Source organism: Pseudomonas sp. B22129 (assembly GCF_044218875.1).
GTDB lineage: Bacteria > Pseudomonadota > Gammaproteobacteria > Pseudomonadales > Pseudomonadaceae > Aquipseudomonas.
In genome coordinates this window covers 6044154-6066967 of sequence record NZ_CP162592.1, presented here as the reverse complement: position 1 = coordinate 6066967, position 22814 = coordinate 6044154, and the positions used below count along the sequence as shown (strand labels likewise).

Genomic DNA, 22814 nt, shown 5'->3' with positions numbered 1-22814 from the left:
GAACGATGAACCTTCAAGAATTTCCATTGTTTTGTGCGGATGTGGTGAGCCTCTCGACGACTGAGGAAACCCAGTCCTTGCGCGTGAACGAAACGATCACCGTTCAGCGCTACCAGGATGAGTGGCTGCTGGTACAGGGCGACGAGCGTATCGTGGTGACCTGCAATCCGTCGCAAAGCAACCTGTTCGTCCCGTTGGCGTCACGGGACCAGGTGCGCTGGATGCTGGCAGCGTGCAAAAAAAACCAATTGCAGGTGCAGTACTGCGCACCTGCTGATGTATCGGCCATGAACCTGGAGTTCAGGGTCGACGGGCTGATTACCGACAGCCTGTACACCCATCAGGAAATCGACCAGAACGATGCTGAACAGGCCTGCCAGTGGATGCTGGAGCAGTTTGTCGTCAAGGCTGCACACGAAGGTGATTGGCTGGCCCTTTCGCGCTTCAATAACCCCGCAGCCAAGGGCGGCTTCCAGGTGTTGGGCATGGAGTGGCGCGCCGATATCGAGCGCACCGCCGACGGTGCGCTGCTGGTAAAACGCGTGGCTCGCCATGTGCGACGCAGCGATTCTTTTTCGTTGCTGGTGGGTGACTTTGCCTTTCGGGATGCGTCCGTCGCGGCGCAGCTCAACAGCCCAGCCCAGCAAGTGCTGCTCAACGCTATGCTGCGCGACAATGCGAGCTATCTGGAATTGTGGAACCTGTACAACGACAAGGAATGGCAACGAGCGCTGCAACAGGCCCAGACCCTCAAGGCGTTGCGGTTCGTACGCTATGAAAGTTTCCAAAACGGTCGAGAAAATGCCTGGCGCTTGTGGCCCAAATCTCCAGAGGCTTACCAACTGTTCTGCGAGCGTCACAAGGGCTTGGACTTGTCTCGAGATACCCAGTTCGACCTGGGAGACGAGCCGCCGGACTGGTCAGAACAATTGAGCAATGAAGCGCCGTCCGCCTCGTTTGCTCCGACTCCCCGTGGGCGGATCCGCTTTGAAGCGCAGTGTCTGGTGTTCACTCCAGTGTCGACACATAACGACGTCAAACCCAAGAGCCCCGTGGGCTGGCTATATTTGTCCGTTGCAGGTAACCGCACTGTTGGAAAGCGACGCCTTATCGCCAAGCAGTCCATTGATTCCGGCAGGCGCTTGCCGTCTCTGAGATGGTTGCTGGAAGGTTTGGCCATACCGGCGGAGCGGCGCCGCACGCTCAAGGCCCTGACACCCTACGCCAAGGAGTCGTTTAAAGGTGGCCAACCCACCGGCAAACAGATTGATGCGTTGGACAGGGCACTCAACACGCCGGAACTGGCGATCATCATCGGACCTCCGGGTACAGGCAAGACCCAGGTAATCGCAGCCTTGCAGCGCAGGCTGGCGGAAGAAACGCGCGAGCACAACATTGCCGGGCAGGTGCTGATCAGCAGCTTTCAGCATGATGCCGTTGACAACGCCTTGGAGCGCAGCGACGTATTCAAATTACCGGCCACGCGCATCGGCGGCAGACGTCGAGATGCTGAAGAAGATAATCGCATCGATCCCTGGCTTGAACGCCAAGTCGATCATGTTCGGGGCAAAATTGCCCAAGAGTACGAACGCTATCCCGAATTGGAGCCCGTCAGCCGCCTGTCACAGAACTTGCTGATGGCTCGTGTCTCAAGCCTTTCACCAACAGAGCGGGCCGATGCGTTCAAGGACATGTTGGCGACGACCCGTTCACTGGCACAACACGGCCTGCTCCTGCCGGCACGCTTGGAGCAGGCGTTGCGGGACTATATCGAGCAGATTAACCCTATGCCTCCCGGACGCGGTGCCGACACACTCGACAGCGCAACCTTGCGCCGCATTCGCGCCCTGCGTATTAAGCCTGGCGCCTTCAGTGATGACGGTGCCGACCGTGCATGGGACTTGCTCAGTTGGTTGAGGCACCACGATTTTGCGCTTGGTGAGGAAATGCTTGAGCTGCTGGAGCAAGCTGCCGATACCCGGCAGGCCTCGCAGGATTTGTTGCAGCGCCTGGCCGAGGGCAAGAACCGCTTGTTGGATCGATTCCTGCCTGATTACCGTCCTGCGCAACTCACGCACAAACTCGATGCTCTGGGCATCAGCTTGATCGACCAATTGGAACAGCATCTGCAAGACAAGATTTCCCAGCGCAAGCTGGGTGTGGCGTGGGTGTTGGAGCAACTGGCCGGCAGTTTGGAAATGGACCGTGTCGCCGCCATGGCGGCGGCCCAAGAATACTCCATGGTGGTGGGCGCCACCTGCCAGCAGGCGGCCGGCCGCCAGATGGCCAACCTCAAGGCCGTGTCAGACCTGGACAGCACGGACATCGAGTTCGACACCGTCATCGTTGATGAGGCCGCGCGTGCCAACCCGCTGGACCTGTTCGTGCCCATGGCGATGGCCAAACGGCGGATTGTTCTAGTCGGCGACGACCGGCAGTTGCCGCACATGCTGGAGCCAGAGGTCGAGAGCCAGTTGCAGGAGGAGCATGCACTCACCTCTTTGCAGCTGGAAGCCTTGCGATCGAGTCTTTTCCAGCGGATGCGCCTGATGTTGCAAGACCTGGAGAAAACTGACGGCATTCGCCGCGTGGTGATGCTCGACACACAGTTTCGCATGCACCGCGTGCTGGGGGATTTTGTCAGTGCACAGTTTTATGAAAAAGTCGGGTTAGAAGCGGTCAAGACCACGCGCAAGGATGATGAGTTTGCGTTTGCGCCGGACTTTATCCGGGCCTTGGGCAACGACGGTGGGCATTACGAAAACAAGGTCTGCCAGTGGATCGATGTGCCGGCCAGCGCGGGCCTTGCGCAACGTCTGGGAGGGACTAGCCCCATGCGCGAGACCGAAGCCGAGCGGGTCGTGGAAGAGGTTAAGCGTTTGATGATCGCGGGCGGTGAAGCCCTCTCCGTGGGGGTGATCACGTTTTATGCCGCACAGCGTGACCTGATCATGGAAAAGCTGACCCAGGTGCAGATCGATGGTGTGCCCTTGATGGAACGCAAGAGCACCGGCATCGAGCCCCATGAGCAATTCAAGTGGGCGAAAAAAGTCCGCGGTGATGGGTCTGAGTACTCAGAAGAGCGACTGCGGGTTGGTTCGGTGGATGCCTTCCAGGGCAAGGAGTTTGATGTAGTGCTGTTGTCCTGTGTGCGCACCGGCCCGCAAGGTCGGCGCGGGCCGGCCGGGCGTGCCGAAGATAGCCCGGAGAAGTCCCGGGAGACCCTGCTCAACGAGCGATACGGATTCCTGCGCTTACCTAACCGGATGAACGTGGCCATGAGTCGCCAGCGCCAGATGCTGATCTGCGTCGGTGATGCGGCGCTGGCGACCCATGTCGATGCAGCGGAGGCCGTGCCTGCCCTAGTGGCATTGCACCAACTCTGTGGAGGTGCGCATGGCAGTCTTCGGTGAGTCGGGAACCTACCTCAAGTTCGGCGAAAGGCCCCATGGAAGCTCTCGCGCCGTGTTGTGGCCGGTGTGGGTACATCGAGTCCTTTACCCCGAAGTCACGCGTGCACGGTTGAATCTGTTTCAACGTGCCGTATTGGGCCTGATCAGGGCCCAAGTGGTGCGGGCAGAGGCGATTGCCGAGCTGACCAACCTGCATGAAGACCTAATCAAGCTGATCCTCGCCCAAGCTGTCAGCAATGGCTGGCTGGTGAACCATGCGGATGCCGTTACCCCTAGGGGGTTGCGCATGTTGCTCGAGGAGGAGGAGGCCAGTGCCAATCTCAAATCCGGGTACCTCTTCCAGGACGCGCTCGGCGGTGAACTTTGGCCACGTTTCGAGGCAGAGCTCAAAGACATCGTCCCGATCGAAACACGTGGACAGTTCCCGGTCTTTGCCCTGAGCAGGAAAACCGGTCAAACGACTGCTCCTTTTTTGCTTCTGCCCAACCAACGTGTACAGACGGCCTGCAACACGCCAGCTTTGATGAAGGCCTATCGGGATTATCGCGAGGACTACCGGGCAACTCTGCAGCTGTATGGCAAGGCTGATCTGCCCGAGCAGATCAAGCTGCAAGGGGTGGAGCGCCAGGACGCCCATGCCCGGCTCGCTCATGTCCTGGTGTGGATTACGCCAGACCCTGATGGTGGGCAATTGTGGGCAATCAGAGACCCGTTCGACCTGCGTGACCAGGCTTGGTGGTTGGAAAGCCGCTTGTTGCCGTTGGTGAAGACAAACCATGGGCTGCTCAAGTACCTGTCAAGTCTGGTAGAGGCACCTCGCGGCGACGAGCAAAGCGTCGAAAATTGGCTGGCAGATCTGCAAAAGCAGGCGGATCTTCGGGTGTTAACCGAGTTTCCTTGGGTCGAGCGCCAGACGGATATCAAGCGTTACCTGGCAGCACTGCTTTCCCGCCAAGAAAAACTCACCCAAGGCGATACCGCCGAGAATGAGCTTGAAGCAGCCATGACTGAGTGCCAGAAGTTGTTGGAGGTGGTTATGCAATGGCTGATAGGCACGTTCCCGGTCGACCCTGCCCTGATGCCCATGAGAGAGCAGCGTGCTGGCTATCACGCCAATCACAAAATCCTGACGTCATTTCGGTTGCCCGCGTTCAACGCCGAGGTCGTTAGGCAATTGGCCTGGCAAAAATTGGATCAGGTTATCTCGGCGTGCTCCAGCCCCAGCAGCTCCCTCAAGGCTCTGCTCTTTGCCGCCGGATGGGGCGCGAGCAGCCATGCCGGGCATCCCTTCAAGACTCTGACCGATGAGCAACTGCAACTGGAACAGCTTTTAGCGCTGGCCACACTACGTAACCAGGGCAGCCACGCTCACAGCAAATTTACCGGCAAGAAGGTCACCCCAGTGACCGTACCGATGGCGCAGCAGCACATTCAATACGCCCTGGGCTTCACCGAACGTTTCAAGGAATGGATGTAATGGCCAAAAATAATCGTAACTCCCCTTATAGCGCCCAGATTGGCGGCGCATCCGCACCTGCCAAGACTGCTAATCGCGTGCAATTGGAGAAGCAGGTGCCAATGTGGAGCGCCTCCTTCGGAAACGCCTCCAAGCTGTATACCGGTGGGGCCCTGGCACTTGATTTTTCAGTGGATGAAGCCTTCTTGAGCAAGCTGGTCGCCCACATCAGCGATGACGACAGTAAGGCGTTTTCAACTTGGATCGAGCGCTTCGCCCAGTTCTGCAAGGACTTGGGCAAGCGCGCAGATACACTGCTCGAAGAGTATGAGGAACGCTGGGAACTGACCAACCAGGCCGGTAGGAAATGTGATGCGCGGATGCAACAGCTGGATGAGCGTGAGGTGGTTCTTGGCGTACAGAGTGAGGCCCAGACTCTTCGCCAGGCCGAGTTTGAACGCGTGCAGCAGCGGCAGGCGCAAGCTGATGGCGAACTGGCGCAGCGCGAGCGTGAGGTCATGCTGCGTGAGGTCAACGCCGAGTCAGGGTTTGCCGAGCAAAACCGCCAGGCGCTGATGGCCCTCGAAGAGCGCCAGCGTGTGTTGGGCAAACAGCATGACAGCGAACTTGGGCTGCTTCAGGAAGAAAAAAAGGCCCTGAACCAGGAGTTGCGCCAGCTCGCCAGGCAGCTCGCTGATGTGAAATTCCGTTGCACAGAAGCCGAGGCTGCCCGTGCTGAAGTGTTGGATACCCGTGAAGATGCGCTTGCACAACGCGAGCAGCAGGTGGAGGACATCACGCGCCGCTTGAACCGGGAGTGGGCAGCAGTCAAGGAGGCGAAGGCGAACCAGCAGGATCAGGTTGCGCGCGAAATGGAGCAGGAGCGCGACGGCTTCGCACGAGAGCTAGAACGCGTGGGAACGCGCGAGCGTAAGGCCTGGGCAATGGTGGATAAGCACGCAATTGAGCTGTCTGAGCTGCAATTGTTGAAAGCTCAGTTGGGGGACCAGTCGGCGACGGTTCTGCTCGACGAATTGAGTGCACTGCGTGAAGGCAACCGGATGCTGCGTACCCGCCTGGACCAATCCGACGCGGCGCAATTGCAGGACGATGTTGATGAGTTACGCCGGCAGCTCGCGGATCGGGACAAGCAGATTGCCGACATCCTTCCCTTGTACGAAAAGTCCAAGCGTGAAGTCAGCATGACGCGCGTTGCGGCTACTGACCTTGAATCAAGCGAGCGGCAACGACGCGTGCTGGAGGTGCATAAAACGGTGTTGGACGCCAAGCTCAGTGAGCTGGCTACCACCGTTGAGCAACTGACCAAGGCCCAGAAAACCCAGACACCATTCCCGGCCATGTCCTTGATGGACACCCACAAGGACTACCGTGCTGGCGCTGAGTTGGAGGACGTACCGGCCCTAGGGCAGTTTGCGGTTGAATTGCAGCACCGCATCGCCACCGCTGAAACCTCGGTCCACCTGTTTTACCCCATCGAAGACATTCGGGTGTTGCTGGGTGGCCTGGCCATGAGCCAGCTGCATGTGTTCCAAGGTATCAGCGGTACAGGTAAGACCAGTTTGGCCAAGGCCTTCGCCAAGGCCATGGGCGGCTTCTGCACTGATATCGCCGTACAAGCTGGTTGGCGTGATCGGGATGACTTGCTGGGGCATTACAACGCCTTTGAGCGGCGTTTTTATGAGAAGGACTGCCTGCAAGCCTTGTACAAGGCGCAGACCCCGCGCTGGGAAGACGCCTGCAACGTGGTGCTGTTAGACGAGATGAACTTGTCCAGGCCCGAGCAGTATTTTTCCGAGTTCCTTTCAGCGCTGGAGAAGAACGATCCCAACGAGCGCCTGATCAGCTTGTCTGAAACCGAGCTGCCGGGTGCGCCGCTCAAACTCAAGAACGGTCGGGAAATCCTGGTGCCAAACAACGTTTGGTTTATCGGTACCGCCAACCATGATGAATCCACCAGCGAATTGGCCGACAAAACCTACGACCGTGCCCATGTAATGACGCTGCCCAAGCAGGATGCGCAGTTTGACATCCTGCCTTACGAGAAGAAACGGTATTCATTCTTCTCGTTGTACAAAACCTTCAATCGGGCGTGCTTGCTCCATGAGCCGCTTGTAAAGGACTTGCTCGGCAGGCTGACCCGCGATGAGTTTACCCAGCAACTGGCCAGCCATTTTGATCTTGGCTGGGGCAACCGCTTTGAGAAACAGGCACTGCGGTTTATTCCGGTCATGCTGGAGACCGGAGCGAGTGAGGGCCAGGCCCTCGACCATCTGTTGTCCACTCGAGTGATGCGCAGGGGCAAGGTCACGGGGCGTTACGATGTTGGCACCACCGATGTTACGGAGTTGATGCGGGCGCTGGAAAACTTCTGGAAGAAGGCGAACCTCAAGGGCGATCCGACCAAATCCCTGGACCTGCTGGCGGCGGACATAAAGCGCCGGGAAGGGCATCGTTGAACTGGTTTGACCGACTGTTGGGCGAACCCTTGGCCACGTTGCCCGGACTGGTCGAGCCTGGGCGCTTCTGTCGGGCAGGCAAAACCGACGCGACGTTCAACGGCCACACCCTGCTGCGGCAAGACATCCTAGTGCCTGATGGCAGCGATCGCTGTCAGCTGGACGATGAACTGCATGGCTTCGTACCGTCGAATGCCTCGCTGTCTCCTCAGGCGGAGCTGTTTGCTAGTGCGCTTGAGTCTCTAGATGCTGAGCGTTCGCGAGGGGCAACCTTGATGTCGCCGTTGATGCCGGCCGAGGTCATTAACGGGCAAAGCCACCTGTTGCGTTTTGAGGACCTGCTGTTGGAGGTGATCAAAAAGGGTCACTTGCATCAGGTATCACTGCGCCCGCGCGTGGACCTTCACTACGAAGATGAGGTCACGGATGTAGCCCGGGTCAAGCGCATGGCCAAAGGCGCGTTGGTGCACCTGGCGTCTCACTCGGAGTGCTGGCAGCGCCAGACCTTGAGCGGTGTCATCCCAAGGAAAGTATTGGCGCGTTTCAGCGAGGACGACTACAACACTTACGAAAACCGTGTGTATGCCTGCCTGCTGGACCGTATCGAGCGGCATCTGTGGCGACGCATCGCGACCTTGGAGCAGCTCCAGGGCACCCTGAGCAAGGCGCTGGAATTCTATGGGGCCGATGGCCTTGATCATCGACTGGCTAATGCCATTTGCGCGCTCTGGGGGCAAACCTTCAGTAACCAGGAAATGACCAGCGAAGCTTCGCATTTACTGGGTGAAACCCTGCGGCAATTGAAGGCTGCCTCCAAGGCGATAGCCGGGTTGAAACAGACTGGGTTGTATCCGCTGGTGCCTCGGTCGGCGCAAGCCAGCGGTGGCCTACACTTGACCAATATCCTCAGTCACGACGCGCACTATCGTCACGTGGCGGTCTTGTGGGAGGAACTGCGCAAGGTAGAGGGGCGTGCGGGAAAAACACCGCAGGAGCGCCATCAGCAAAACCGTCACTTGGCGAGTGCTTACTCGCGCTATGCCGGGTTGATGTTGCGCCACGCCCTGGCCCCTTACCTGGATGGCAAGGACGAGGCGCAATGGGCGGGGCGAACCCTGAGCCTGCGCAGTTCGGGCCTGGAGTGGGAACTGGTGAGCGCCCTGCCAGGAGAGCGCGCCAAGGTGGTGTTGACGGTGGTGCCCTGGTTCAGCTTTACCGAGCGGTCGGGCGATGCCCCTGGCCAGCCCCAGCGGATCATTGCCTGGCCCGCATTGGAGCAGGTCAGCAACGAGGCGGCGCTCGAGGCGGGTTGGATAGCGCTTTCGCCCTTTGATCTCTACGGTGTGGAGCGCTTTGGCCATCTGGTTGATGCGATTCTCTGGCAGCCGCTGCTGCAGGCCTATGGAACACCGATTACCAAGGTGCCGGGCACAGTGATGCGCGGGGCGGGAGAGCCGGTGAGTGCCATCAGCCTGGAGCCGGGATCGGCCCAGATGGTGCTTCGCGAGGTCTTGCCGGAAAAACACCTGGCCCAGTTGCAACAGGCACTGAACGCCGCAAATGCCAGCCAGCAGGCCGAGACCCTGGGGTTGCGCCATCAGGAACTTGTGGCGCTGCAGGCCTGCCCGGTCTGCGGGTCGCCCGTGCGGTTGGTACTCCAACAGCCGGCTGGCTTCAAGGCCAACTGTGACAGCTGTGCAACCGAGCGCTATCTGCGCCACCAGGCACGCCACTGGGTGTATGAGCAGAAACTCAATGCAGAGGTCGATTTCCGCAAGGTCGGGCGCCGGGCGACACACATCCAGGGGCCACGGCGCCCTTGACTCCATTTTGATCTTCATACGTATAAGGCAATTCAGGCATGGATCTGCAAGGTCATCTCCTTTACATCGACATCACCCAGATATGCGGCATCGGCTGTGCATTCTGCATGTATGCCGACAAGCACAAGACCGGCATCGGCATGGAGCTTTCGACGCTCGCCCGGGAAAACCTGGCGGCCCTGATCAATGCCCCGCAGGTCAAGCGCATCTCCATCAGCGGGGAAGGCGAGCCGCTCAATAACATCAAGGTGTTCCACGAAATCCTGCACCTTTCCAATGGTGGCAAAGCGTTCGAGTTCATCACCAGCGGGTTCTTTCCCCACGACAAAATGCTCGACTTTTATGACGCCACCGACCAGATCGTGTTGAGCAACGGCGACACCTGCAACATCCGCCTGAGCGCCGACAGCCACCACATCGAGAAAGTGAAATGGCGCGCCCATGGGCTGAGCCTGGACTACCTGCGCACACGACGTCCGGGGGGCTTGAGCTTTTCGTTTCGCTCCATCGACACGGACCGGGCATTCACCCGTGACTTCCTGGTCGCCGAGTTGGCCAGCTGGGGGATGCACGCCACCATCGAACCCTGCAACGCGCTGGAGGATGTGTTGATGGTGGAAGGCGAATCGTTCGGCATCGACTACAAGAACCTCGTCCATCCCGCGCTAGGCACACCCGAAGGCTACCTGGACCTATTTGACTACATCCAGGCCATCGAGACCAAGATCAACAAGCGCTTTACTTTTGGCAGCCTGAACAAGCCACCGCTTGCCAATGGCATGGACCTGACGGTCAAGCCCAATGGTGACCTATTCCTCTATGGCATCGAGAATCAGCGGTTGGGCAACATCCATTTTGATCACGTGCGCTGGGAACACCTGGCCACCCATATCCGCGAAACCCCCTTGGCCCGGGCGCTGTATACCCAGCCGCTGACCGACCTGCTGGCCCGGTTCGATGACCGCGAATTGGTGCAGTCGATTATGGCCAAAGCGAACAACCCTTACTGGCTGGTCAAGGAGTTGGCCAACCACGATGGCCTGCTTGAACAGATGGTGTGCCCATGATCGACTCCCACAGCCATACCTACTATTCCAAACATGCCATTGGCACGGTTGACGAGTTGGTGCGCGCTTCAATCAAGGCCGGTGTAAAGGTGCTGACCATCACCGACCACGCGCCTTTTCCGGTGGATACCGATAACCGCCTACTGGAGTCGGAACTCGACAGTTACTTTGCCGATATCGAACGGGCGCAGGCGGCGTACCGGGGTGAAATCAAGATTTTGCGTGGCATTGAGTTCGATTATATGCCGGGCTCCGATAGCTATAACCGGGCCTTGCTGGCGCGTCACGAACTGGACTTTGTGATCGGCTCCATTCACTACGTCGAAGTGCCCGGCGAACCCATGGTTAAGGTGTGGGAATTACCGCGCCTGGCTGCAGAAAAATTCCTGGATCGTTATTTCGCGGACTTGGAAGCCCTGCTGGAGAGCGGACTGTTTGATGCCGTGGGGCATGCCGACACCCTGTTGCGCGGTGTAGATGAAGCGATCATCTTGCGCCGTTTCGAGCCCTTGCTGCCGCTGTTTGCGCGCAACGGCGTGGCGTATGAGCTGAACGCCTCGGGCATGCGCAAATCGAGCCTGGACATCACTTCGGGTCGTGAGGTGCATGGGCGCTGGTCTTACCCGTCGCGCACCTTGTTGCCGCAACTGATCGAACATCATGCGGTGTTCACCGTCGGCTCTGATACTCATGACCCGCGAGATGCCGGTGCCGGGATCAGTGAATTGCTTGAAACGCTGCAGCCGCTTGGCTTGCAGAACATCTGCTACTACGAGCGTCGCCGCCGGGTTGATGTCCCTCTGGGAACTTTGGCCGCAACCGTGACCGTTACCGATGGATTGATTCAACCGTGAACATGACGATGACCGAAGCGCCGCTGCCGATCTGTTGGAGTGAAATCGCAAACGCCCCCGTAGAAACCCAGTTGGATGAGTTTGAACAAGCTCTGGCACAGATCCGCCCTGAGGATGTGAAACTGGGGTTTCGCGCATTCGCCGCTGACCTGTTGTCGCGCCAGCTGATCAGCATGCCCCGGTACGTCTCGGTATTCGGCGGCCATGCCTTGAACTGCTTGACGCCGGATGGTACGGGTTCGTTCCGCGACATGGCGACCGGTGCTGATGCCTCTACGCTGGTGGCGATCTACAGTCGCGCCAAATATGGAAGCATTCAAGATATTCGCCACCTGGCCGGGTTGGTCATCGACTACTGGTGCGCGCAATTGGACGAACCTGAATCTCATTGGGCTCGGCTGTTTCGCACAGCGAAGGCCTGTGGTGACAACGTGGTGATGATGACCACCGGTTGGCGCAACGTACCGTCCACGGCGAACGTGCTCTATGAAATCGTTGTCAGCGAGATCAATGTCAAGTTGGCACATATGAACTTGCCCACGATCATCAACGTCAAGCTGCCGCGGATCGCGCCTCCTTGCGAGAACTACGCCAGCCTGAGTACTAAAGAACGTGAACGCGTCAACCTAGTCCAGGACCATGTGATCCCTGCCGAGAACTTCTACCGCTGGAGCGGGGTGCATTTGATCTTTGGCGACGATGTATTGGTCACCGGTTCGACGGCGGACAAGGTGCTCTACGAGTCCATGCTCAGCGGCGCGAAGTCGTTCCAGTCGATTTACCCGGTGGCCATTGACCCACGGGTGGCGCTTGCCGACGCTACCGTCGAGGAGCGGCTGAACAAGGTCGTGATCACGCACCGGCTCGACGACACCCTCGCCGCGCTGCTGTCCGAGCCGGATTACCAGGCGATCCTGCGTACGCTGCGCCTGGTGTTTTCCAGCGACAACTACGCTGACTTGGCAGCGTTCCTGCCAAGGGTGCCCGCACGCAATTGGTTGCGCCTGTATAAGTCCGCGCTGGGCAATGAGTTCCTCGGTCAGCCTGAGTGTGCGCCGTCGTTGGCCATACTCAAGCGCCATCTCGCCGACGTCGGTCTACTGCGCCCCGATGGCATGGCGGTCTGGGGTTGAACGGCAGCGATGGGAGGGACATCCGTTATGTGAGCTATTGGGAAACGGCCCCAGGGCATTCAATGCCGCCTTACATCGCGTTGGCGCTGGTTTCGATCCAGAGGGCCCTGGGCGAGAAGTTCCTGCTGCTGACCCCGCGTACAACCCCGGACTTTATTGACGCGAGCATCCTTGGCAAGGAATGGGGGTTTGAACCCCTGGCCTTCAACCTAGCAGAGGGCATCGAGGCGATTATTGCCAAGAGCGATCTCATCCGCATGGCGTTCGTTCACAGGCACGGCGGTGCCTGGGTGGACGCGGACAGTATTTTCTTGCGTGATCCGACGAGCCAGCTGTTTCCCACTGGACTGAGTGACAAGCTGCACTGGTTCAGCGAATGTATCTTTGCATCCAGACCGGGTAATGCATTGCTTGCCCAGGCACTGAAAGCTGGGCTGGCGGGTGGTGTGCATGCCTGGGGCAACCCTGGGGGCATCAAGGATATTGTCGGGCATCAACCTGGCGAGCGGGTGCTGATCTCACCCAGCGTCGTAGACCCCGGCTACCGCCCGCTCTATAACTTCGACAGTTGTGACGTGATGCGCCGACAGGATGTGGCGATTGCCGACTTTCTGGTGGCCGATGTGGCGATGCTCAAACTCTATAATACGTACTTCAACCGTACAGCTCATCGTGTCGGGTCAGTTGCAGACTTTCTCGCAGAAGGTTCGTTGATGGCCAAGCTATTCCTGCACATCGAGCAGGCCCCAGAGTACTGGCTGAGTGAGACGTCTCGACTGATCGAGTGGTGTGAGCAATAACTAGCCCTACGCCAGCGCCACTGCGTTTGCACGAAGATGAATGCGGCAGCCTTGTATACCCTCCAGGTCCAGGGCCTGGGCAATCACTTCGTGAGTGCTCGGGGTTTGCCTGTGAGGGGAGCCGTGCGCGATGTACAGCCAGGCGGGCACGCGCAGTGGTGAATGGTCTAACTCCAGTTCTATGCGCACCAGGTCGAACACTTCGGTAATCCTTCCACTCGGCGTCCAGGCAATCGGCGCCGTCCGGTGATCGGGCCTGGTCACGACAAGGGGGCGTTCCAGCAGCAGGTTGATGGTCCCGGGGTAACACTCGCCGACCTCAGGGAACGCCTGGCTGATCAGGGGCAGTTGGCGGGTGAGGGTGCCGGTGGCGACGCCCAGGCCCGCGACGATGCGTGCATGGAGGGTGATCACGGGGTCTATTCCTGTATCGGTCGACAATAGCCTGTCCAGCTCTGTGACCACATCTTCGATGGAAAACGCGTTCATGTTTTTCTGCCCGGTACGGCGGTAGTGCTGTTCGTCTTGAGGGCTGTAGACCACCGTTGTCTTGGTAGATAGGGGTGGCAACCATGGATTGTGTTCGTCCCCCATGGCGGGGTAGATGGCAACCAGTCGGGTTTCTAGGCCGACAGCCATGTGCACGATCGCGGTGTCGACACTGACAACTGCGTGTGCATGGATTATATAGCCTGCGGCGTCCGTGGGCGTGTTCAGGTCTTTGAGGGCGCGGACATTGGGCCTGCCGACGCTGGTTTCAAGGCGCTGCGCGTCCGCCCGGGTAACGGGGCTGCATAGGATCCCCACTGACTTTCCGGGGTATGCATCGGCCACGGCGCGCAGCAGCATGACGGCCGTGTTGAAGGACAGGCCTTTGTCCGGTCGACTGGCATAGGAGTTGACCAGTATCTGCGGTGCATCCGCGGCACCTTGAAACAGGGGCGGGAGGGGGACGATGTACTGTCTCTCGACCGCCTTTGCACCCAGATCCAGCAGCACTTGCTCGTAGCGTTCCGGGAAACTCTTGTCTGCCGTTGCCGCGCCAAATTTGCGGTTGACGCAGCGTAAGTCGTCATCCAGTGAGTACACCCGTGACGGCTGCAACCAGTGCAGAAACATAATCTCCGCCGGTTGGATTCTGCCGACCAGATGAACCACCACATCCACCGGGCCGAGTTGACGCGCAATGTGGCGCAGCCGCGCAACGCCGGGGCTCGCACCGGTGACGATAACGCGGTCCACTCCGAAGACCTCGGTATGCAGGGGCGCAAGCTCCGACACCGTCAACACGGTTACTCGGGCATTCAACTTTCGAGCTTCGCGAAAAAAGAACGACGAGACTATTGAGTCACCCAGCTTGGCATCCCATCTAGGGACGACAATGTGCATGCGGTCGCTCAAGGACGACTCCATCGGATGCCGGTCTGCCAGTTGGCGAATTAAACAACGTGCGATGGTTTTTTGAATTTTTCGCAGGTATGACATGCAGGAACATCTAATGCCAAAAATACGGTGATGTTAGTGATGGACTCGAAGTATTAGCAATGCTTCGCTCCGAGCCGCATCCAAGAGTGCCAGATAACCCAATCACTGACTTGGAAAGCGAGTTGGCACGGCTTCGATTTGTTCTGCTCACCCCAGCGACAGCGATAAAAAAAGCTGACCGACACAGCGTCCTTACGCACTGAGATTCGACCGGCGAGATTACCATCCTCCTTGGGGATCCCACCGGCGTCGTTGGCTATCAGCGACTCGAGTTATTTGATGGTAATTTTTGGCCATGAAACGGACTCCCCCTACTTTTACCCCCAAAAAAGCGTCGGCTCTTGATGGACGTTACTGGACTCTCGTAGAGCAGAACGCCGCTGGAGCTCAAGTAAATACTAGCTTGGAAAAATCCAGAGTAAAATTCTGGAATCTTTCCAGAAACATGAAAAAGGAGATGGGGTGCTAGGGGGCGCTAGGCATGGGGAGTTTCCTCACACCTTTTCTTCATAGGCATCCTGACACCGAGGTGCGGCATCTCTGTCAAGGGCCCAAGTGCACTCGAACGGTCGATTCGCAGATCATACTGGAGTCGGTGGCTGATACTTTGCTTGATCCCTCGGCTTTGCGTCCTGCTATTTCACTCATCGCTGATGACAAAGGAGCTGGGCGTGGTCGGTACCGATTTACGCATGACCTCGACTCATGGCTTGAAGGCCTGGCGAAGACTAGCGCAACCATTCTTCTACATGTGGACATGGATTACTTCTGCAACCGGTACGATGGCGATAGCGATCACATTGACAACCCAGGCCCATTGAATGATGCGCTGCCGCAGATTCTGGACAGCATCGATGGGCTGACCGATGCGTTACACCGACATGGTCTGGTTGAGCGACTCGTAGATATCGTGGTTGCGTTTTCCCCCGGATTTTTCCCTGCGGAATTCTGGGCTGAGAGCTGCGACCGGCTTCTTATTGGACTGGGAGAGCAGCCGTGGCGCGACCAGTGAGTCCTCCAAAATCCAAGGCTGCAGCGCGGACGACTCCCAAGCCTCCCCCTGTGAAAGCAAAGTCGAAGCTCGGCCCCTTACCGCTGGATAAACTGGAGTTCACGCGTACGCCGGGAACGCGTGAGCGAGGAGGAGGGCCAGGAGGAGAAGCTTGGGTCATTTCGGTTGAAGGCAAGCGAGCGGGCATCGCCTTCATCAATCTGGTCAAGGACGAGGTTCGAGGCCGCCACGCGTCGTTCCATGTCTTCCTCAACCGACCAAGCCAAGGGCGGCAGATTGGCCGCGGGGCTTACCAATATTGCTGTCAGAACAGCCAATACGATGTCATCTACGCACATATGCGCAAGTCCAACCTGGCGTCACGCAAGGCTGCTGAGCATGCCGGATTTAAAGAGGCTTCGGCGGTCGGCGACTCTCAGCTCGTCTTGGTCTGGTATCGAGAGGCTAACCGGGCCCCCAAGCTTGCATGCCCAGAAGTGCCCCTAGGAATGCACGGGAAGAGCGCGCCGGAAAATGGTGCTCAGATTCAGCCTCCTACAACGATGAAAACTCTCGACGAGGTGCCGGTGAGCTCGATCGATTTGCAGTTTGACGAAAAAAACAGCGATGTCCTCGTCTGGAACGGTCAGGTCGTCATGTCCCGTACCGAAGAAGCGTATTTTGAAGTGCTTTTTTCCAAGCTGGCACACCTCAATTCCCGCACTGTTCTGGAGATTGGTTATGGCTTGGGGATCTCCGCTACGTTGATTCAGCGATATTTAAAACCTGAGCGTCACGACATCTTTGAGATAGAGACCAGTATCTACCTAGACCTGCTGGCTTTCTCTCAGCGCCACCCCTCTGTGCAACCGTTCTGCGGTGACTGGAACCGGTGTCACATCGATGGGCATTACGACTTCATTTTCTTCGACCCCTTTGACTACCACATCGAAGAGGGCGATCAAGGTGATGGGCCGGACTGTAAGCAGGTGCAACGAGCGTCCCGAGCTGCGAAGATGCGGGCGTTGTTAAATCCTGGTGGTGTTCTCTGTCACCCGCATTTCGGCGATGGTGATGTGCCGGAGCTCCCAGGGTTTGCGACCGTGATTGTCGAGCGGCTGAGAGTTTCCCCCATCCGGATGGCGGATGAGACGTTGTGTGAGGATGTGGCAATTGTTTATCACAAACCTCTTGCTTGTTGATCGGGGAGAGCTGGTCAGAGCTGGTTTGTGACCAGGCGTGAGCTCAGCATTTTTTGGTGATACTTCGTCGTACACATTTTCAGAATGCCTCGATGGCAACGGAGCAAAATGAACCCGGCAACTTCGAAATCTAAAGAGCCATCACAAGCGCTCCTGGTGCCCGATCAGGCGAGCGAGCGGGTCATAAGCTACGAAGAAGTCGATGAGAGCGGAGTTCCAACTGGGCGTAGCGCTACCTTTGCTGATCTAAAATTCCGTGGCCTAGGGTATGCAGATCTCATAGGGCATACGTTGGGTACTCCCCTTACCATGCCACTACGCCTGGCAAATGCTCGGGTCGTAGAGAGCAATCTGGAAGACCTCACTTTAGAGGCACAGGGGGCGGTCAGCGCAGTGCTGAATAGCCCATACTCGTCAAGGACACTTGGGTTGGTGCGAGATGGCTGGCTCCCTTCCGGCATCGCGTTCAAGGATTCGATGATTGTGCTTCCCGACAGATGCGTTTTCACTGAGCTTGCCGGCAGGTTTCGTGCTGGGGAAAAAACAAAGTTGGAGGACAAGGACTTCCTTGATTTCCTCACCGGGCGACCGGTTCGAATCAATCCTTTGCTGTATGTGCTTGAGGGTAACCTCAAAAAAAATCCCGACTATGCAAGCATCGAACAGCAGTTCGACGTCGCAACTGAGATCATAAACGCGGCATTGCCATTGGCTCAGATAGTACCGAGCGGGCGGGGTTGTCTGGAGGGTGTAAGGGGCCTCATTCGCGACAGTGAAGCGGGCATGGCGCGTAAGCAGGACTTTCTGATGTGTTTGGCGCCGAAACTACGGGCTCCGATAGCCGCGCGACGTGTGACGGAGGTCTGGGATGATGTGTTATCCACCGCCAAAGCATGTAGCGTTCCTGCTCTGTCACTTGTGGTGCTGGCTGCTTTGAGTGTTGTATGTGTGCCAAACGGCAAGAGTCCGGCCAAAGGTCTGCTCAAGTTTAACGTAAGTAAGTACACGGTTGAGGATGCGTACAACGCCTTGGCCGACCTTCGATCGCTTGAGGTACTGATGCACCTGTTTGCAGCGTTCCCGGATGAGGAGATTCTTCTCTGCACTGGGGACAAGGATCTCGTGCTCTTCTGGGCGGGAATCAGGCCGTCCGAGTTCGTGATGGTCAACGGGGTTTTCAGTGCCAAATTCTCGCCCGTCGAAGAGCTTTTGCCGAGCGTCACGCCGGAGCGAAAGGCCGCCTACTTTTCCGCAAATGGCGAATGACGCTCGGAGCCTCACTTTGCGGCGTTGCGGTCACGATCTCGGGGGCTGGTATGTGTAGTCTGGGGGTAGAGGTTGATCGGTTATCGCTGTGCATCGACACCCAGGATTGGGGGGGGCAGCCTGCAGGTCGGTACAGCCTGAACGCGAGCCTGGGGCCCTGATCGTCAGCATGCTGTTGTCAGATGGTAGGCCAGGTTCGATACCACCCTTGAACTGGCATGCTGTTGATAGCTCCCCTTGGCCACGCTCCAGCATCTGAGCATGTGAAGCCAATTAACAGCAGCTTGGGCGACGCTTCCTCGATTGACCTCCATGGTTCTCGATCAAACTCGATACTGTTTGATCGTCTCAAATACCAGTAACGTAATATGATCGAGCGTATGTTCGGCTGGCTGAAGGAGAACCGTCGAGTCGTGACACGCTTCGACAAGCTCGCAAAAAGTTATGGCGCGATGGTCTCGCTGGCTTGTGTTACGCGGTGTCTGCGATAATTTTTTTCAGACAGAACCAGGCAGACTTTTCGGGCCGCAAGCGCGCCTGATGATGTGTCGTGGTGGTTTTTTATATTAATGATTGACACGCGCATTTTGATTGTCATGTACTCCATCACGACGTGCGTATGGGGGTAGGACGTAAGCCAGCCGACATCGAGGTAAGGAATGTACCAAGTCATAGGGATCACCAAGACCCTTGGGTATTTTGCTAGCACGTGCGTGCTAGTTTTTCTGGTCATGCACTATAAGGACATCTCTGTGCTGGTCACTGGGCCGCTGATTGATCTCGGTCGACCGATCTCCTCAGCGGTCACGATCGGCGCCAGCGTTTTCTGGGTGCTGGGTCAAAGCCCTCTGTTCGTTTGGCTGTGTCGGGTGCCCCTTGTTCGCAAGTACCTTCCCCCCATCGAAGGAGACTGGGACATGCAGCTAAAATCCAATTGGGGGATCAAGCAAAAATGGCTGGGACAGGGCGCTGGGACTTCGCTCATCAGCGTGCCCGGCAAGGTCAAAATCTATGCGCGACTGTTCAGCGTCAAGATGGAATTCACGTCTGCTGATAGGTATTCCGAGTCGAAGACCATCAGCGTCTCGGTGCGGTCCAGCGATCAGACGGGTCTACTTGAACTGAACTACATGTTCGTCAACTTCACCCAGATCCCTGTGGCGACTGATACGAACACGCATACCGGTGCTGCGCGGGTTTTCGTGAAAGAGTCGGGTGATGAACTCTACATGGAAGGCACGTACTTCACCGATCGCAAATGGACTGAAGGCCTCAACACCGCGGGGCAGGTCACCTTCACAAGAGCTAAATCAGCCTAACCCTTTCCATGAGTTACGCGGTTTGCAACCGCTATAACACTATATGTAGTGCTATGTATTATCTGTTGATCTACATGTTGTGGCATGGCACTATGTCATCTCACACATGTCATCGAGCATGGTAGCTGACAAACCGGGAAGGACTGCACCCTTTGGAAATACGTGGTTGGCGTAGGGTGGCAGTGACGAGATTCAGGGGCGCATGAGCGCTCGGTAATCTCGATGTGAAGGTCAGCAGTTGCTGGAGGCACCGTTCATTTAGCGACTGAGCGGAGGCTTTATGCCCAATTTTAGTCCTTTGCTGTTCACTACTACTGGGGAAGCATGCTTCCTTGACCAGCTTGACCTGGCACCCGAAGAACTATCCCGCATTGATAATGCCCGGAAAGACATCCGGGAAGCCTTGAAGGCCGATCTTCCAGGCGCTCTTCGCGGTAAAGGCCTGGAAGGCGATATCTGTGAACCCCGGTTTTACATCCAGGGTTCGCGTGCTTACAAAACCCTGAACAGCCCTTGCACGACCCCTCCTCAGCAATCAGATATCGATGACGGCGTTTACCTGCCTCTTAGTGTTATGCGTGAGGAGAGCAGCCCTAAGCTTGCAATCGCATTGTTCTTTGATGCAGTCCTGGACGTGCTTCGACCTATGTGCGCTGAGCGGGGCTGGCATACCGAGAGCAAGGACACCTGCGTTCGCGTAACCATCTCGCCTTACGCGCACATCGACCTACCGCTGTACGTGATCCCCGACACGCTGTTCCAGCAGATCAAGGCCAACATGGAGAGCCGCGGGCATGCGGTTTTCGATAGCGCGATCAATTCCGAGCGCGATAGCTGGAAGACCCTGCCTTCGGACAAAATCCTGCTAGCTGACCGCAAGCAGGGTTGGCGTAAGTCTGACCCCATGGCAATGAAAAATTGGTTCAAGCGCGAGTGCTTGGAAAAGGGTGATCAGTTGATCCGCGTCGTGCGGTACCTGAAGGCATTCCGGGACAAGCAGTGGGAAGAGAAGGGGCCGAGTTCGATCCTCCTCATGGCCGCAGCCTGCCCACTGTTCGAGTCCTTCGACAAGCGCGATGACCGCTCGCTGCTAAATGTGGTGAAGGGCATTCCGGCCGCTCTGCGCAACGGTGTCGCCAGCCCCATCGATTCCACCGCATCGCTCACTGCACACATGCCCAAAGAGGCCATTGCTGACGCAGTGGAATTTTTCGAAGAGTTCGCCCGGCACCTGGAAGGCGCCATCAATGCAACTGATGCCACTACCGCCAATAACTGGTTGCATAAGATGCTGGGTGACCGTTTCCCTTACGCCCCTCACCGCATGAAGTCGACCCCTGAGGGCATGCCGGCATCAATGGCTGCGATCGCGCCCTTGGCTGGCCCTGCAGAGCCTGTGAAACGCACCAAGGCAGGTTGAGCCATGAGTGCCATGCAGGAGGTGTTGCGTCACATGACGGCCTGGGGGTTCACCAAAATGGAACCCCAGCCCCGTGCAGCCTGGCTTGTGATGACTGGAAAATTGTCGACCACTACTCAAGGCAATGTGCCGTGCGAAGTGTGGATAGACCATTCATTCGAACGGCCTCTGAAGCTGTGGGTCACCAAGCTACCTAGGTCGCTTCCACGGCTGGTGCCGCACCTTGGGCCGGATGGGTATCTATGCTACGCCGCGCCCGGGACACAGGTGATTGATATCTACGATCCTGTTGGACAAATCCGGACATCCTTGCTTCAGGCCGCAGAGGTTCTGGAGCAGCTGCTCGCGGGGAAGATGAAAGAAGATCTCCAGGAAGAGTTCTTCGTCTACTGGGACGGTATCTACTGCTTCCATGACATCGAAAGACGTACGTCTGGCCGGGCTGAGTTGCTTCAGCTATCCGACAACAAGATGTTCGTGCTCACTGACGATGTTGATCGCAGTCGTGCCAAGTTTGCACGCCCAGGGCGCAACATTGATGAGTTCATCTCCCAGATAGCGCTGATTACATCCAGCGCAGCACCGAGACCGCTGCAGGAAAACTGGCCACCGAAAACGGTCAGCCAGATTCTCGACTGGCAACACGAGATGGATGAAGCCTGCCGGCGCAAGATTCGCGACAAAATCATCGCAGCGTACCGCGATAAAGCACCGGGCCTACTCATCGTCATCGAGTCTGAGAAGACGGGATACAGCTACGGTTTTATCGTGCATGAGCTTCAGCGCAACCGTCCAAGTGACCACCGTGCTTGTGATCAGCGCATACCCATTTTCGACTGCCCGATTGAGCCGGTGCAGATGCTTCGGCTCGATGATAAATACCTGGCGGAGCGCAACATTCCGGGGCGTACAACCCTCGCCGGTAAGCGCATCGGTTTGATCGGGTGCGGCACCATCGGCGGGTTTCTTGGCGAAATGCTCATCAAAGCCGGTGCCGGAACAGGTGGGGGTGAGTTGCTGTTGGTCGATGACGATCTGGTGATGCCACAGAACCTAGGGCGCCACCGATTAGGCTTCAACTACCTCTTCAAACCCAAAGCAAAAGCGCTTGCGGATGAGCTCAAAATTGTCCTGCCGAGTGCCCAGGTACGCGGGTATAACAACGACGCCAAGGACGTAAATTTGGCTGACTTGGATCTCATCATTGATGCTACCGGAGAAGAGGCCTTCGGCCACTGGCTTGCTAAAGCTTCACCCTGTCCAACCTTGCATATCTGGATCGAGGGAGCTGGTGTCGCTGTGCGTTCGCTGATCAAACACCGCGCAGAGCAAGGTTGTTATCGGTGCCTGACGGAAGCAAATAGCCAAGGTGAGTTGCTATCGGTCGTCGGCGGTGTAGAGCCCATTTTCGCAGGGCAGGGGTGTGAAGGGTTATACGTACCATTCCCTGCATCGGTCTCCATCCAAGCAGCAGCGTTGGCAATGGATACTGCTCTGGCGTGGGTCGCAGACAAGCCTTGGCCCACCCTCACGACTCGCCTGACGGATTATACCTATGAGCCGGCAACCCCAGACTGCTCACCATTGCCACATATGGGATGTCCAGCATGCCGTTCGTAACGACTTGGGTTGTGCCTGGTACCCAGCAGATGGTGTATCTGCGTGAGCAACCCCTAGAGGTCTTCAGTCGCTACATCCAGGAAGGAGTCGACTCGACGGAGGCTGGTGGGATATTGCTTGGTCATGTTCGCGGTGAGCATCTGGAGATCATTGAAGCGACTGAGCCCTCGTTTTGGGACAGGCGCTTCAGATTTTTTTTTGAGCGAATGCCCTATTTCCACCATAAATTGGCCATGAAACGTTGGAAGGAGAGCAATGGCCTTGTGAGGTACATCGGGGAGTGGCATATCCATCCGCAAGGCCGCCCAACACCGTCGTCAATTGACCTGAAGGAGTGGCAAATTTTAGCTGCTGACCGTGTCGACGGAAGGCCTCTCCTGGCCCTTATCGTTGGCTGGGAAGATCTGCATGTGGAATACATGTCGCCCACAGGTAAGCGCCATCCTCTTGAGCATGCGCACTTGAGGCGTTGAGACGAGTGACGTGTC

16 protein-coding genes and 1 pseudogene are annotated in these 22814 nt (G+C 57.4%); 16 read left to right on the top strand and 1 reads right to left on the bottom strand.

From position 1 onward, the window contains the following. Positions 1-5: 5 nt before the first annotated feature. The 8 genes from AB4P94_RS27510 to AB4P94_RS27475 all read left to right on the top strand — a co-directional run bounded on the left by AB4P94_RS27510 (position 6) and on the right by AB4P94_RS27475 (position 13023). On the top strand, positions 6-3413 hold the full coding sequence (locus AB4P94_RS27510; protein ID WP_016970312.1) for a DEAD/DEAH box helicase: 3408 nt from the start codon (positions 6-8) through the stop codon (positions 3411-3413). Then, positions 3397-4890 carry a hypothetical protein gene (locus AB4P94_RS27505; protein ID WP_016970313.1) on the top strand — a complete coding sequence of 498 codons (1494 nt, stop codon included), beginning with the start codon at positions 3397-3399 and terminating at the stop codon, positions 4888-4890. The genes AB4P94_RS27510 and AB4P94_RS27505 overlap by 17 nt, the downstream gene beginning before the upstream one ends. Next, positions 4890-7346, top strand: a complete 2457-nt coding sequence (locus AB4P94_RS27500) for an AAA family ATPase (protein ID WP_130886736.1) — start codon at positions 4890-4892, stop codon at positions 7344-7346. Before AB4P94_RS27505 ends, AB4P94_RS27500 begins: the two co-directional genes overlap by 1 nt. Then, a complete protein-coding gene (locus AB4P94_RS27495; protein WP_016970316.1) occupies positions 7343-9169 on the top strand; it encodes a hypothetical protein in 1827 nt (608 codons plus the stop codon). Before AB4P94_RS27500 ends, AB4P94_RS27495 begins: the two co-directional genes overlap by 4 nt. A gap of 38 nt (positions 9170-9207) precedes the next feature. Continuing rightward, positions 9208-10236, top strand: coding sequence for a radical SAM protein (locus AB4P94_RS27490; RefSeq protein ID WP_016970317.1), 1029 nt, complete (start codon positions 9208-9210; stop codon positions 10234-10236). Continuing rightward, entirely contained in the window at positions 10233-11090 is an 858-nt protein-coding gene (locus AB4P94_RS27485) for a histidinol-phosphatase (RefSeq protein ID WP_016970318.1), read from the top strand. The genes AB4P94_RS27490 and AB4P94_RS27485 overlap by 4 nt, the downstream gene beginning before the upstream one ends. 2 nt (positions 11091-11092) lie before the next feature. Beyond that, a complete protein-coding gene (locus AB4P94_RS27480; RefSeq protein WP_370590140.1) occupies positions 11093-12223 on the top strand; it encodes a hypothetical protein in 1131 nt (376 codons plus the stop codon). Between the two features lie 62 nt (positions 12224-12285). Further along, on the top strand, positions 12286-13023 hold the full coding sequence (locus tag AB4P94_RS27475) for a glycosyltransferase (protein ID WP_051032790.1): 738 nt from the start codon (positions 12286-12288) through the stop codon (positions 13021-13023). 6 nt (positions 13024-13029) lie between these two features. Here the strand turns inward: AB4P94_RS27475 and AB4P94_RS27470 are convergent, their stop codons facing one another. Next, positions 13030-14508, bottom strand: coding sequence for a glycosyltransferase family 9 protein (locus AB4P94_RS27470; RefSeq protein WP_031319654.1), 1479 nt, complete (start codon positions 14506-14508; stop codon positions 13030-13032). A gap of 595 nt (positions 14509-15103) precedes the next feature. Here AB4P94_RS27470 and AB4P94_RS27465 point away from each other — a divergent pair. The 8 genes and pseudogenes from AB4P94_RS27465 to AB4P94_RS27430 all read left to right on the top strand — a co-directional run bounded on the left by AB4P94_RS27465 (position 15104) and on the right by AB4P94_RS27430 (position 22799). Then, positions 15104-15520 carry a hypothetical protein gene (locus tag AB4P94_RS27465; RefSeq protein WP_231124393.1) on the top strand — a complete coding sequence of 139 codons (417 nt, stop codon included), beginning with the start codon at positions 15104-15106 and terminating at the stop codon, positions 15518-15520. Between the two features lie 50 nt (positions 15521-15570). Then, positions 15571-16701, top strand: coding sequence for a hypothetical protein (locus tag AB4P94_RS27460; protein ID WP_016970323.1), 1131 nt, complete (start codon positions 15571-15573; stop codon positions 16699-16701). A gap of 108 nt (positions 16702-16809) precedes the next feature. Beyond that, positions 16810-17967: a hypothetical protein gene (locus tag AB4P94_RS27455; protein ID WP_016970324.1), complete on the top strand. Its 1158-nt coding sequence runs from the start codon at positions 16810-16812 to the stop codon at positions 17965-17967. 335 nt (positions 17968-18302) lie between these two features. Then, positions 18303-18458: pseudogene (locus AB4P94_RS27450) on the top strand (IS5/IS1182 family transposase); the annotation flags it as partial. A gap of 168 nt (positions 18459-18626) precedes the next feature. Next, positions 18627-19286, top strand: coding sequence for a hypothetical protein (locus tag AB4P94_RS27445; RefSeq protein WP_080520656.1), 660 nt, complete (start codon positions 18627-18629; stop codon positions 19284-19286). 280 nt (positions 19287-19566) lie between these two features. Then, positions 19567-20706: a CBASS cGAMP synthase gene (locus AB4P94_RS27440; RefSeq protein ID WP_016973569.1), complete on the top strand. Its 1140-nt coding sequence runs from the start codon at positions 19567-19569 to the stop codon at positions 20704-20706. A gap of 3 nt (positions 20707-20709) precedes the next feature. Next, positions 20710-22326, top strand: coding sequence for a ThiF family adenylyltransferase (locus tag AB4P94_RS27435; protein WP_016973568.1), 1617 nt, complete (start codon positions 20710-20712; stop codon positions 22324-22326). Then, on the top strand, positions 22314-22799 hold the full coding sequence (locus tag AB4P94_RS27430; RefSeq protein ID WP_016973567.1) for a Mov34/MPN/PAD-1 family protein: 486 nt from the start codon (positions 22314-22316) through the stop codon (positions 22797-22799). The genes AB4P94_RS27435 and AB4P94_RS27430 overlap by 13 nt, the downstream gene beginning before the upstream one ends. The last annotated feature ends 15 nt before the right edge of the window (positions 22800-22814 follow it).

Bases quoted from the DNA above. Each gene is read 5' to 3' on its own strand.
- AB4P94_RS27510 (WP_016970312.1), top strand. From the start codon at position 6: ATGAACCTTCAAGAATTTCCATTGTTTTGTGCGGATGTGGTGAGCCTC.
- AB4P94_RS27505 (WP_016970313.1), top strand. From the start codon at position 3,397: ATGGCAGTCTTCGGTGAGTCGGGAACCTACCTCAAGTTCGGCGAAAGG.
- AB4P94_RS27500 (WP_130886736.1), top strand. From the start codon at position 4,890: ATGGCCAAAAATAATCGTAACTCCCCTTATAGCGCCCAGATTGGCGGC.
- AB4P94_RS27490 (WP_016970317.1), top strand. From the start codon at position 9,208: ATGGATCTGCAAGGTCATCTCCTTTACATCGACATCACCCAGATATGC.
- AB4P94_RS27485 (WP_016970318.1), top strand. From the start codon at position 10,233: ATGATCGACTCCCACAGCCATACCTACTATTCCAAACATGCCATTGGC.
- AB4P94_RS27480 (WP_370590140.1), top strand. From the start codon at position 11,093: ATGACGATGACCGAAGCGCCGCTGCCGATCTGTTGGAGTGAAATCGCA.
- AB4P94_RS27475 (WP_051032790.1), top strand. From the start codon at position 12,286: ATGCCGCCTTACATCGCGTTGGCGCTGGTTTCGATCCAGAGGGCCCTG.
- AB4P94_RS27470 (WP_031319654.1), bottom strand. From the start codon at position 14,508: ATGTCATACCTGCGAAAAATTCAAAAAACCATCGCACGTTGTTTAATT.
- AB4P94_RS27455 (WP_016970324.1), top strand. From the start codon at position 16,810: ATGAACCCGGCAACTTCGAAATCTAAAGAGCCATCACAAGCGCTCCTG.
- AB4P94_RS27445 (WP_080520656.1), top strand. From the start codon at position 18,627: ATGTACCAAGTCATAGGGATCACCAAGACCCTTGGGTATTTTGCTAGC.
- AB4P94_RS27440 (WP_016973569.1), top strand. From the start codon at position 19,567: ATGCCCAATTTTAGTCCTTTGCTGTTCACTACTACTGGGGAAGCATGC.
- AB4P94_RS27435 (WP_016973568.1), top strand. From the start codon at position 20,710: ATGAGTGCCATGCAGGAGGTGTTGCGTCACATGACGGCCTGGGGGTTC.
- AB4P94_RS27430 (WP_016973567.1), top strand. From the start codon at position 22,314: ATGCCGTTCGTAACGACTTGGGTTGTGCCTGGTACCCAGCAGATGGTG.